Annotated in this window: 16 protein-coding genes and 1 pseudogene; 14 read left to right on the top strand and 3 right to left on the bottom strand. The window is 53.1% G+C overall.

The window, feature by feature from the left end; all coding sequences use genetic code 11:
• Positions 1-65: 65 nt before the first annotated feature.
• Positions 66-836: a DNA adenine methylase gene (locus tag B8P98_RS20830; RefSeq protein ID WP_000664222.1), complete on the top strand. Its 771-nt coding sequence runs from the start codon at positions 66-68 to the stop codon at positions 834-836.
• Between the two features lie 47 nt (positions 837-883).
• On the opposite strand, the gene B8P98_RS20825 is transcribed toward B8P98_RS20830, so the two are convergent.
• Both B8P98_RS20825 and B8P98_RS20820 read right to left on the bottom strand, forming a co-directional pair.
• Positions 884-1,411 (bottom strand): hypothetical protein, encoded by a 528-nt coding sequence (locus B8P98_RS20825; protein WP_001228474.1) that lies wholly within the window; start codon positions 1,409-1,411, stop codon positions 884-886.
• 41 nt (positions 1,412-1,452) lie between these two features.
• A complete protein-coding gene (locus tag B8P98_RS20820; RefSeq protein WP_021544473.1) occupies positions 1,453-1,863 on the bottom strand; it encodes a helix-turn-helix domain-containing protein in 411 nt (136 codons plus the stop codon).
• A gap of 88 nt (positions 1,864-1,951) precedes the next feature.
• On the opposite strand from B8P98_RS20820, the gene B8P98_RS20815 reads away from it, so the two are divergent.
• The 13 genes from B8P98_RS20815 to B8P98_RS20750 all read left to right on the top strand — a co-directional run bounded on the left by B8P98_RS20815 (position 1,952) and on the right by B8P98_RS20750 (position 9,786).
• Complete coding sequence (locus tag B8P98_RS20815; protein WP_001041677.1) at positions 1,952-2,176, top strand: hypothetical protein; 225 nt, start codon at positions 1,952-1,954, stop codon at positions 2,174-2,176.
• A complete protein-coding gene (locus B8P98_RS20810) occupies positions 2,173-2,478 on the top strand; it encodes a helix-turn-helix domain-containing protein (protein ID WP_000042842.1) in 306 nt (101 codons plus the stop codon). Before B8P98_RS20815 ends, B8P98_RS20810 begins: the two co-directional genes overlap by 4 nt.
• Before the next feature lie 9 nt (positions 2,479-2,487).
• Positions 2,488-3,396 (top strand): DUF3102 domain-containing protein, encoded by a 909-nt coding sequence (locus tag B8P98_RS20805; protein ID WP_006687266.1) that lies wholly within the window; start codon positions 2,488-2,490, stop codon positions 3,394-3,396.
• Positions 3,397-3,399: 3 nt separating this feature from the next.
• Entirely contained in the window at positions 3,400-5,169 is a 1,770-nt protein-coding gene (locus B8P98_RS20800) for a DDE-type integrase/transposase/recombinase (protein ID WP_011410680.1), read from the top strand.
• Between the two features lie 10 nt (positions 5,170-5,179).
• A complete protein-coding gene (locus tag B8P98_RS20795) occupies positions 5,180-6,346 on the top strand; it encodes an ExeA family protein (RefSeq protein WP_032195642.1) in 1,167 nt (388 codons plus the stop codon).
• A 2-nt stretch (positions 6,347-6,348) separates the two neighbouring features.
• Positions 6,349-6,618 (top strand): hypothetical protein, encoded by a 270-nt coding sequence (locus tag B8P98_RS20790; protein ID WP_000835317.1) that lies wholly within the window; start codon positions 6,349-6,351, stop codon positions 6,616-6,618.
• Positions 6,619-6,635: 17 nt separating this feature from the next.
• Positions 6,636-7,247 (top strand): DUF3164 family protein, encoded by a 612-nt coding sequence (locus B8P98_RS20785; RefSeq protein ID WP_000005725.1) that lies wholly within the window; start codon positions 6,636-6,638, stop codon positions 7,245-7,247.
• A 78-nt stretch (positions 7,248-7,325) separates the two neighbouring features.
• Positions 7,326-7,514: a hypothetical protein gene (locus tag B8P98_RS20780; protein ID WP_001569384.1), complete on the top strand. Its 189-nt coding sequence runs from the start codon at positions 7,326-7,328 to the stop codon at positions 7,512-7,514.
• Positions 7,515-7,797: 283 nt separating this feature from the next.
• Positions 7,798-8,094 (top strand): nucleoside triphosphate pyrophosphohydrolase family protein, encoded by a 297-nt coding sequence (locus B8P98_RS20770; RefSeq protein ID WP_001569383.1) that lies wholly within the window; start codon positions 7,798-7,800, stop codon positions 8,092-8,094.
• Positions 8,081-8,770, top strand: coding sequence for a DUF2786 domain-containing protein (locus tag B8P98_RS20765; RefSeq protein WP_001135926.1), 690 nt, complete (start codon positions 8,081-8,083; stop codon positions 8,768-8,770). The genes B8P98_RS20770 and B8P98_RS20765 overlap by 14 nt, the downstream gene beginning before the upstream one ends.
• A complete protein-coding gene (locus B8P98_RS31730; protein ID WP_000967768.1) occupies positions 8,767-8,982 on the top strand; it encodes a hypothetical protein in 216 nt (71 codons plus the stop codon). The genes B8P98_RS20765 and B8P98_RS31730 overlap by 4 nt, the downstream gene beginning before the upstream one ends.
• Complete coding sequence (locus B8P98_RS20755) at positions 8,972-9,400, top strand: gp16 family protein (RefSeq protein ID WP_000988476.1); 429 nt, start codon at positions 8,972-8,974, stop codon at positions 9,398-9,400. The genes B8P98_RS31730 and B8P98_RS20755 overlap by 11 nt, the downstream gene beginning before the upstream one ends.
• Positions 9,397-9,786: a Mor transcription activator family protein gene (locus B8P98_RS20750; protein WP_001281697.1), complete on the top strand. Its 390-nt coding sequence runs from the start codon at positions 9,397-9,399 to the stop codon at positions 9,784-9,786. The genes B8P98_RS20755 and B8P98_RS20750 overlap by 4 nt, the downstream gene beginning before the upstream one ends.
• Positions 9,787-9,949: 163 nt before the next feature.
• On the opposite strand, the pseudogene B8P98_RS20745 reads toward B8P98_RS20750, so the two are convergent.
• Positions 9,950-10,240, bottom strand: a pseudogene (locus B8P98_RS20745) (FGGY family carbohydrate kinase); the annotation flags it as partial.
• Positions 10,241-10,243: the final 3 nt, after the last annotated feature.

The raw sequence follows: 10,243 nt of genomic DNA, 5'->3' as shown, positions 1-10,243 counted from the left end.
CAGTCAGTCTCGCGAGACCAGACTAGCCTGCCATATTTTCATTGATTGCAAAAGGCTTACGGATAATGAAAGAACAATCTTTACCCATCGTCCCATGGATTGGCGGTAAACGTCGTCTGGCGAAGCATATTTTACCATTGTTTCCGGCCCATACCTGCTATGTGGAGCCGTTCTGCGGGGCAGCTGCGCTCTATTTCCTAAAGACTCCCAGCAAGACCGAAGTCATTAACGATATCAACGGGGAACTGGTGAACCTCTATCGGGTGGTCAAGCATCATCTGGAAGAATTTATTCGCCAGTTCAAATGGGCGCTGGTCAGCCGTCAGATTTACAAATGGTTGCAGGATACGCCGGAAGAAACGCTCACCGACATTCAGCGGGCGGCCCGGTTCTACTACCTGCAGAAACAGGCATTTGGCGGCAAGGTCGCCGATCACACATTCGGTACCTCTACAACCAGTGCGCCGCGCTTCAATTTGCTGCGTATTGAGGAAGAACTGTCGATGGCACACCTGCGCCTGTCGAGAACGCTGATAGAGCATCTGGACTGGCACCAGTGCATAGAGCGATATGATCGCCCGCATACGCTGTTCTACTGTGACCCACCGTACTGGGGAACGGAAGGCTATGGTGTGGAGTTCGGGCTGGAAAACTATGATCACATGGCAGATTTAGCGCGAAGGATCAAAGGGAAGATGATTATATCAGTGAACGATATCCCGGAAATGCGGCAGGTATTCAACGGTCTGAACATGCAGTCGGTTGATATCAGCTACAACCTTAAGGTAACAGGCAAACCCAGCCCGAAGAAAGAGCTGGTAATTTGTAATTTTTGAAAGAGGTAGTTAAAGGTGGTGGTGCATCTGCAGCACCACCTAAACATTTAATCCTGCCTTGGACAAGTCCAATAATCATTATCTGGCTCTGGTGAATAAGCTTTCAAACAACCTGCTCGCGGGGTCTTACCATCATCTGTCATAGGAACTTTTTCCTTATCAAGTTTCACGGTCAGGTCTCCACCAGGAACATCCGTTTTATCGAAAAAAACAGCCTGACATGCTGATTTAGATATTTTCACTTCGTGGGCATTATTTGATATGAACAAATAACAATTATGACCAGAGGCTATGTAGTCACTTGGAATATTATTTTCGTCTTTAATATGAAACTGCACCGTTGTCACCGGGCGTTCGCTATCCTCGGATACTTCGACTTTTTCAAAACTGTCCGCGTACTTATCCAGGCCGGGGAGTTGTTGGCGAATAAACGGTAATTCGCGATTTACAACCGGATTATCTGTTTCAACGCTAAAAACCGCGTGCTCCTTAGCTGTGGTGGACGTATCAGCAGGATCGGTATTATCTCCACACCCAGATAAAACAAATATCAACGGTAAAAATAATTTGCGCATAGTCATGTCCTTATACCTCTAATGTTCTTAATAGGAACAGATTAACCCGTATTTTTTAATCTTTCGAACGCTGCGGACAGCTCCTTAAGCTGTTTTTCCATATCAATCATTCGCTGTTTTTCCTCAGCGCCTCGCAGCAACTCTTTTCGCACCTCTGGCTCCAGTTGGTTGAGCAGCTCCAATAACTTCAGATCAGACTGGTTGAAATGCTGCTCCTGATTAGCTGGCTGTGCTTTCTCTACCCCAACAGCTTCCCCTTTACCAGTAAGTAGCCAATCTATTGATATGTTCAAATGGGTGCTTAGCGCAACAAGAGCCTCTGCATTAGGTTCTCTCTCTCCACGCAGATAGTTTTGAAGTGAGCGATATGGAATTTTTGACAAGTCTGACAATGCCTTAATTGTCAGACCCTTAGCATCCATCGCTTCGCGCAATCTCTCTTTTATACTCATTTGAACATATCTCAATTTGACATACCCGTTTGGGTGCGTACAATAGACCCAATAGAGTACATCATAACCCAACAGGAACACGGTGCATATGAACAAACAACAAGTTCGGGCACGGCTGGTTGAAAGAGGCAGTAGCTTGCGCCAGTTCGCGCTTAACGCGGGCTATGAGCCACGAACAGTCACCCAGGCTGTCAGCCGCTGGGCAGGCAAAAGCGAACTTCCACGCGGTCGTTTGACTTATCGGATTTTGCGAGACCTTTCGGTCGCAATAGGCAAAGAAGTTACCCCCGGCATCCTCAAGGAGGCGTCATGAGTAAACCAAATACATCAAGCTCAGGTACCCGTATTTTGCGTGTCCTTAAGGCTTTACGCGGTCACGCTCTGAACGGTGTTTCTAACGGCGAGCTGGCGTCAGCTCTGGGCGAGTCCCCGGCGAATATCAATCGGGCGCTCAATACCCTTATCGAAGAAGGACTGGCCCTGAAACTGGATAACGGGCGTTTTGCCCCAGGAGTCCAGCTCTTACAAATCGCCATGGCGCACAGTACCGAAATGGCGCGGGCGCAGGATCGTATCAATGAAATTAACCAGCGTGTTATGGCTGGTAGTCGCTAAGGAGTTGAAATGGGACGCACAAAATCACAACCAGTTGAACTAGTGGAAGATGCACCGCTGACCGATGGTCTCAGTGTCAGTCTTAATGCTATGTCCGAACATCGCCTCGAAATCATGCAGCAGTTTGGTGATGGCCTGCCGTATGAACGTGATCGTATTGTCCATGAAACACGTTTTTATATGGCTCAGAGTGCTGAAGCCATGCTGGAGGCGGGTAAACGACTGGTAATTCTCAAAGAAAATGAACCACATGGTGACTTCATCGACATCGTTGAGTCTCAGTTGTCCCTATCCAAACGTACCGCGCAGGTGATGATGCAAGCATCCCTCAAATATTTGTCTCCCAAGCTTGAACCAAAAGCGCAAGCGCTTGCGCTTTTGGGTAAAACAAAGCTGTTTGAGTTGATGACGGAAGATGACGAAGACCTCGTCGAATTAGCCGATGGCGGCACGATTGCTGGTATGAGCCTCGATGATATTGATCGCATGACAAGCCGCGAACTGAAAGCGGCCCTACGCGAAGCGCGTGAAACCAACGCAGCACAACAGCGCGTGCTTGCCGACAAAAACGAAAAAATCGACTCGCTCTCCACAAAACTGGAGAAGAAATCCCGTATCCAACCGCCCAAGCCTGACGAAGAGGTGAAGAAGCTGCGTGCGGAAGTTACAGCGTTAGCGGTTGAGGCGGAATCTGCCATCGCCGTTCGACTGTCCAGCGCCTTTGAGACCCTGTGCGCATACTGTGCTGAAAATATGATTGATACCCCCAGAGACTTTATGGCCGGTCTGGTCTGCCAGTTGGAAAGCACCGCGCGTAGCCTGCGCTCCACATTTGACCTGCCGGACGAGCCGACAGGCAACGCCGCCCCTTCATGGCTGACTGACCCGACGCCAGAGATTAACGGGCAGGAGGCATAACCCATGAGTGCCGCCCTGACTGAACGACTGGTTTATGTTGCCCGCGCGGCACGTGACGCGGGGCATGGTAAGCGTGGTGCGATATATGATGCCGCCTGCGCCGAACTGGGCATTTCCCGCGCCACCCTGCTGCGCAAGCTGAAGGAGGTATCAGTGACTGACAAACGTAAAAAACGCGCCGATGCCGGGCGCAGTGCCCTGAGCCGCGACGAAGCCGCGCTGATATCTGCCACGCTGCGCGAGGCCACCCGTAAGAACGGTAAGCGCCTGTATTCCATCGCGGATGCGGTGGAGACCCTGCGGTCAAACGGCTTTATCACTGCTGGCAGAACGGACGAGGCCACAGGCGAGTTTTTCCCGCTGTCCGAGGACACCATCAGCCGCGCCCTGCGGAACTATGGTCTGCACCCGGAACAGCTTGACGCACCGGCCCCGTCGTCCGAGATGGCCAGCCTGCATCCCAATCACGTCTGGGAGATTGATGCCTCACTTTGTACGCTTTACTACCTGAGCAACGGCCATAAAGGGTTGCAGGTGATGGACAGCTCGAAGTTCTACAAGAACAAGCCTGCCAACATCGCCCGCATCGCCAGTGACCGCGTGTGGAGTTACGAGATTACCGACCATACCAGCGGCTGGATTTACGTTGAGTACGTGATGGGTGCGGAATCTGGTGAGAACCTCTGTTCTGTGCTTATCAACGCCATGCAGGAGCGCGGCGGCGCGGACGTGCTGCACGGCGTGCCGAAAATACTCTACCTTGATCCCGGTTCGGCGAACACCGCTGGCATGACGAAAAACATGTGCCGCTCGCTGGGCATCAATCTGATAGCGCACAAGCCGCATAACGCCCGCGCCACCGGGCAGGTGGAAAAGGCCCGTGACATTATCGAACGTAAACTGGAGCCGGGTCTCAAATTCCAGCCGGTTCATAGCCTGGACGAACTGAACGCGCTGGCGGTGAAATGGCGCAGCCACTTTAACGCCACGGCGGTCCACAGCCGCCACGGTAAAACCCGCACGGATATCTGGCTGAAGATTACTGCTGACCAGCTGAAAAAAGCGCCATCCGTTGAGGTTTGCCGCGAACTGGCGGTGGCCGCACCGGAACTCCGTAAGGTCACACCAAAACTGCGCGTCTCGTTCCGGGGCAATGAGTTTGACGTTTCGACGGTACCGGGCGTACTGGTCGGCGAAAAACTGATGATTACCCGTAACCCGTGGCGCAGCGATGTGGCGCAGGTGGTGCTGACCGGTGAGGACGGTCACGAGACGTTCTTCCTGGTCGAGGAGGTCAGAAAGAACGAGTTCGGCTTTGCCGAAAGCGCGGCGGTATTTGGCGAAAACTACAAAGCCCTGCCGGAGACCCCGGCGCAGACGGCGGCAAAAGAAATCGAAGAGCTGGTTACGGGCACCGATAACGCCACCGATGCAGCTGCTGCACGCAAGGCGAAGGCGCTGCCGTTCGGCGGGCGACTTGACCCGTACAAACATATCGACGACACCACGCTTCCTGCCTATATGCCGAAGCGCGGTCAGGCTTCAGACGTGCGCGGGCCGCGTATTGAGCAGCGTCCGCTGACCCATGTGGAGGCGGCGAAAGCCCTGCGCGAGAAGTTTGGCGCTAACGGCCATATCTGGACGCCGGAACATTACCGCCAGTTAACGGCGCAGTACCCGGATGGCGTACCTGAAGCCGCGCTGGATGAGGTGATGGTTACCCTGACCACTCCGGCCCGCAACAGCGTTATCAGCATCGTTAACGGTAACTGAGGAGGAAGGCATGCTGGTACTGAAGCAACAACTGAAAGAGGCCCGCATCCCGCAGGCGGTGGTGGCAAGAGCCGTCGCCGTTTCCGAGGCCACGCTGGCCCAGATTGTGAACCATAACGAGTGGCCACGCACCAGCCCCGAAGAGGTACGCCAGCGTCTGGCGTTGTATCTGGAAAGTAAGGGGATTGATACAGCGAAAAGTTTTGATGCTGCACAGGGCGCTGTCACGCCCCGTACAGCGGGTACTACCGATAAAACCAACCTCAGTGAGGAAGAGAACATGTTACTCAAAAAGCAGGTGTTATTTCCAGCAACCAAAAAAGCGTTTGGCCTTTTCCGTGATCCGTTCGCCGATGAAGCCATGCAGGGCGCGGACGATGTGTTCACCACGCCGGATATCCGCTACGTGCGTGAGGCGCTGTTCCAGACCGCCCGCCATGGTGGCTTTCTGGCGGTTATCGGCGAGTCCGGTGCGGGTAAATCCACGCTGCGCCGCGACCTGATTGAACGCGTCAACCGCGAGAACGCGCCGGTGATTGTAATTGAGCCATACATCATCGCCATGGAAGACAACGACGTGAAGGGCAAAACCCTGAAGGCGGCAGCTATCGCCGAGGCCATCATCAGCACCATCGCGCCGCTGGAGAGTATCAAACGCAGCCAGGACGCCCGCTTCCGCCAGTTGCACCGCGTCCTGAAGGACAGCAGTCAGGCGGGTTTCAGCCACGTTCTGGTGATTGAGGAGGCCCACAGCCTTCCCATTCCGACGCTGAAGCACCTTAAACGCTTCTTCGAACTGGAGTCCGGCTTCAAAAAACTGCTGTCCATCGTGCTGATTGGCCAGCCTGAACTGGCGGACAAACTGTCCGAACGCAACATGGAAGTCCGTGAGGTCGTCCAGCGCTGCGAGGTGGTTGAATTGCTGCCGCTGGACAACAGCCTCGAAGAGTTTCTGACGTTCAAACTGCAACGTGCCGGTAAGCAGCTGGCCGACATCATGGACGCCAGCGCAGTGGAAGCCATCCGCGCCCGTCTGAGCAATCTGGGTGGTAGCCGTAAAAGCATGGTCAGCCTGCTGTATCCGCTGGCCGTCAGTAACCTGGTGATAGCCGCCATGAATCTGGCTGCTGAAATCGGGGTTCCGCAGGTCAACGCCGACGTCGTCAAAGGAGTTTAATCATGAAATCCATCGCCGATATCAACCAGCAGATGAACAAGGTGCAGTCCGCCATTATGGCGCTCAACGCCATGAACACTACCGTGCAGAGCGTCATGATTGCTGGCAGTAAGCCGGTTATCCGTATCGCCCGCAACGGGCACTGTGCCCGCCTGCTGGAGCAGGGCAAAGCGAGTTATACCCATGTTGGCCATGACGGCTCAGGGCGCTTCCGTCAGGGCGTCTTTGAGTTGCATGGCTGCCGTATTACCTGGTCAGAGTCGTTACATTAACCATAAGGTGAACAGAGATGAGCGAAGTAAATAAAGAAAACTACATGAAAGACCGCAAGGGGCGTCTGGTGCCGGTTGACCAGGTGTCTGACTATGACCTTGCGATGGACTCTTTCGTTAAAGAACAGGTTGTCGCCGCGAAGGTTAAACGCGATGAACTCAGTGACTTCAAGCGTCGTGCCTTTGACGAGTGCTATGCCTGGCTTGACCTTGTGGCCGAGAAGTACGGCAGAACGCGTGGCGGTGCCAAAGGCAACGTGACCTTCAGCAGCTTCGACGGTGCTCAGCAGATCACCATCCGCGTGCAGGAAACCCTGACCTTCGGGCCAGAGCTGCAGATTGCCAAAGACCTGATAGACGAGTGCGTCACCGAGTGGTCGGAAGGCGCGAACGCCAACCTGCGGGCCATCATCAGCGATGCTTTTCAGGTGGACAAAGAGGGCCAGCTTAATACCGGACGTATTCTTTCCCTGCGCCGCGTCAAGATTCAGGACGAGCGCTGGAACCGGGCAATGGAGGCCATATCGGAATCACTGCAGGTGGCAATGTCCAAAACCTATATTAATTTCCGGGAGAAAGATAAACACGGGAAGCTAATTAATATTCCGTTAGATATCGCTGCCATTTAATTTTAATTCAATTTCTTTTTATTTCGGCGTCAGTGCCGTGGGCTTCTGCACGCCGAAAACAGCATTAAGGAATAAATCATGTCCATCAAATGTATCAACTGCCAGAAAGGTATCACCACCCTGAAGTTCAGCGACGCCAGCGTCATTTCCTCCGGTAAGTACCGCGTACCAGCCGTCCTCATCACGCTGGTATGCCCACACTGTAGCCAGCATTACTACACCGAAGTCCCGGCCATGGAATTCATCCCTTGTGAGGCAAAGAAATGATTACTGCAAAAGAAGCCGAAAAACGGACCCGTGAAATTGTCGCGGAATATATCAGTGAATGTGGTTGTGAAAATCCCAACCATATCGGCAGGTATTAATCAAATTAATCAGCATGGCTTCACACGCCATCGTAGCAACAAATGGCCTAGATCAGGCTATTTACGTTCTTCACGCCACCAGTGACCACCTGAGAAAAATGCCGCCGCTGTACGAGCTGGAAATTACTGAGGACGGCCACGTGAAAGTTATCGGCGTATCACGCCATTGATTTGGGGAAGATAAGATGAAAGGCATGAAATTATATAACCGTTCGACGATCTACAATCTGGCCCTCAAAACCTTCGGCCCAGAAGCTCAGGCTCTGAAGCTGATGGAAGAAGCTGCCGAACTGGCCGCTGCTGCTGCCCGCAACATGAACGGACTGGGCAATGAAGTTGATCTGGCAGGCGAACTGGCTGACGTTGAAATCATGATTGAACAGTTCCGCCTAAACGGGATGGGCCTGATGATTGATTTTCATAAGCAGAAAAAGCTGGAACGCCTTGCCGAACGCCTGGGGGTGACTTATGCCGCAGAATAATGAAAAGCTGCTGGAGAAGTTAAAAAAGCTACTTGCGCTGGCTAAATCCGATAACCCCCATGAAGCGGCACTGGCACTGCAACGCGCCCAGAAACTGATGCAGGCCTATAACATCACCCAGGCTGACCTCGCACTCAGTGATATTGATGAAAGCGTCAGTAACTACTGGGCTGCAGGTAGCGTTAATCCGCCGCGTTATATGCTGGGTCTGCTGGATATTATCCAGGTGGCATTTGGCGTTAAGTCTATTATTCACTCCGGCTTTAAACCCGGCGTTGGCTTTTACGGTAATAAAGACCGGGTTGAACTGGCCTCATATACATGGGAGGTACTGGCCAGACAGTTAATCATGGCCCGTAAAAACTATATTCGACAGCAGAATAAAAGAATCAAAAACACGACCAAGACCAGCCGTGGTGACAAATTTGCCGAAGGGTGGGTTCTGGCCGTGCGTAGCGAGGTTCATTTATTTGCTATGTCCCGCGAAGAACGGGAGCTGGCAAACCTCTGGCTTGAACAAAAATACCCTGATTCAGGAACAACCTCTGGCCGCAAAGCCGGTAAATCCCGTGACGCGGACATGTCCCGCCACATCGGTTACAGAGAGGGAGAAAACGTCCGTCTACATCAGCCTGTCAGCGGGCAGGAACAGCGGAAGCTGGGGAGTGGCTTATGATGGCTGAATCAATTGTATGTGCCTTGTTCTGGTATGGTCTCGTGGGGTGGTGTACTGCTGAACTGCACCGCCGTTCAGGGTTTTACTCACGTTACAGCGGTACCGGACACTGGATCAGTTGGGCCGTTATGTTCCTGTGCTGGCCTGTCGCGCTTCCTTTATATGTCGACTATATCGGTGGCGCAGGTAAAAGGAGTGGCAATGATGACTAAGCAGCGTCTTATTCAACTCATTCATATTGCCCGCAGCGACCTCCAGATGGATGAGGACACCTACCGCCAGATGCTACAGGGGCTGACCGGCAAAGCCTCAACCAAAGGGATGGATACCCCACAACTAAACCGCGTGCTGGAATCAATGAAAAAGAAAGGCTTTCGCATTAAGCCTGCCGGGAAAGCCAAGTCCGGCTTACCGCTCGACAGCCATCCGCAGTCAAAGAAAATCCGTGCGCTATGGCTTGAAATGGCTGCCGCAGGCATCGTCCGTGACAGTTCAGAGCAGGCGCTGGCGCTGTGGGTTAAACGGGAAACCGGCATCAGCGCGTTACGCTGGCTCAGCAATGAGCAGGCAAGTAGCGTGATTGAGAAACTGAAGAAGTGGCAGCGCAGAGCTGCGGGAGTGAAGCAATGAGCGACCTGAATCAGTTTCGTAGTAAAGGGCCGGAACTGTTGGTGGAACTGGCACAGCATACCTCTGAGACTGTCCGCGAGATTATTGATATCGAACCCGCAGTTGCCGACCAGATTGGTCAGGCCGTCGCGAACCGCATGATGCAGGTCTGGGGTGGGCAAAACGTCTATTTTCCGATGGGCATGGTCTGGAAGGTCAGCCAGCGCGACCGGGAAATTTTCCTGGAGTTTGACGGGCGCAACCATCACGAACTGGCCCGCAAATTTGGTGTTTCACTACAGTGGGTTTACAGCGTGGTGAAGCGGGTCAGAAAAGAAGAACTGGATCGGATGCAGGGCAAACTGTTTGATGGCGAACCTGATGCCGATACAGGGAAAAAGGAGTAATATCTGCAATCAGGCTGGTGCGAGTTCTGTTTTTTTCGGGCCGGTCTGATTTTCACATACTGTAAGGTTATTGCATATTCCATCCAGTCTCTTCCCATGTTGACCCAGTACTTCCCATAATTATCTCACTTATCCCCTGTCATTTATCTCAAGTCTAATCAGCTATAGCCTCGCCCGTTTCCCGATACCAGCCCACGACGGTTTCGCGCTGGTTGCTGATCGCCAGGGCGGCTACACGCTCCGCGCCAACGGCGGCCACTGCGCGAGAAATCACCTCCAGCGACGCGGCAAGCAGAAGCTCCGCTGACTGTTCTACCCATCCTTCCTGCGGCGTAGCGATCTCAAGCGCGCGGGAAAATTGCGCAATTACCCGCCCGTGGCTGTCGAAGGCAACGGCTTTGGCATTGGTCGTGCCCTCATCGAGGGCAATAATAATATCCTTGTTTACCGACATAGC

The organism is Klebsiella quasivariicola, assembly GCF_002269255.1.
GTDB lineage: Bacteria > Pseudomonadota > Gammaproteobacteria > Enterobacterales > Enterobacteriaceae > Klebsiella > Klebsiella quasivariicola.
Note: the sequence above shows the minus strand (reverse complement) of the source record. Positions and strands in the feature narration are given on the sequence as shown.

What these genes read in the sequence shown, in the direction of transcription:
- B8P98_RS31730 (WP_000967768.1), top strand. Translation starts at nt 8,767, where the DNA reads ATGATGGCTGAATCAATTGTATGTGCCTTGTTCTGGTATGGTCTCGTG.
- B8P98_RS20825 (WP_001228474.1), bottom strand. Translation starts at nt 1,411, where the DNA reads ATGCGCAAATTATTTTTACCGTTGATATTTGTTTTATCTGGGTGTGGA.
- B8P98_RS20780 (WP_001569384.1), top strand. Translation starts at nt 7,326, where the DNA reads ATGTCCATCAAATGTATCAACTGCCAGAAAGGTATCACCACCCTGAAG.
- B8P98_RS20790 (WP_000835317.1), top strand. Translation starts at nt 6,349, where the DNA reads ATGAAATCCATCGCCGATATCAACCAGCAGATGAACAAGGTGCAGTCC.
- B8P98_RS20800 (WP_011410680.1), top strand. Translation starts at nt 3,400, where the DNA reads ATGAGTGCCGCCCTGACTGAACGACTGGTTTATGTTGCCCGCGCGGCA.
- B8P98_RS20805 (WP_006687266.1), top strand. Translation starts at nt 2,488, where the DNA reads ATGGGACGCACAAAATCACAACCAGTTGAACTAGTGGAAGATGCACCG.
- B8P98_RS20785 (WP_000005725.1), top strand. Translation starts at nt 6,636, where the DNA reads ATGAGCGAAGTAAATAAAGAAAACTACATGAAAGACCGCAAGGGGCGT.
- B8P98_RS20795 (WP_032195642.1), top strand. Translation starts at nt 5,180, where the DNA reads ATGCTGGTACTGAAGCAACAACTGAAAGAGGCCCGCATCCCGCAGGCG.
- B8P98_RS20765 (WP_001135926.1), top strand. Translation starts at nt 8,081, where the DNA reads ATGCCGCAGAATAATGAAAAGCTGCTGGAGAAGTTAAAAAAGCTACTT.
- B8P98_RS20770 (WP_001569383.1), top strand. Translation starts at nt 7,798, where the DNA reads ATGAAAGGCATGAAATTATATAACCGTTCGACGATCTACAATCTGGCC.
- B8P98_RS20755 (WP_000988476.1), top strand. Translation starts at nt 8,972, where the DNA reads ATGATGACTAAGCAGCGTCTTATTCAACTCATTCATATTGCCCGCAGC.
- B8P98_RS20815 (WP_001041677.1), top strand. Translation starts at nt 1,952, where the DNA reads ATGAACAAACAACAAGTTCGGGCACGGCTGGTTGAAAGAGGCAGTAGC.
- B8P98_RS20810 (WP_000042842.1), top strand. Translation starts at nt 2,173, where the DNA reads ATGAGTAAACCAAATACATCAAGCTCAGGTACCCGTATTTTGCGTGTC.
- B8P98_RS20820 (WP_021544473.1), bottom strand. Translation starts at nt 1,863, where the DNA reads ATGAGTATAAAAGAGAGATTGCGCGAAGCGATGGATGCTAAGGGTCTG.
- B8P98_RS20830 (WP_000664222.1), top strand. Translation starts at nt 66, where the DNA reads ATGAAAGAACAATCTTTACCCATCGTCCCATGGATTGGCGGTAAACGT.
- B8P98_RS20750 (WP_001281697.1), top strand. Translation starts at nt 9,397, where the DNA reads ATGAGCGACCTGAATCAGTTTCGTAGTAAAGGGCCGGAACTGTTGGTG.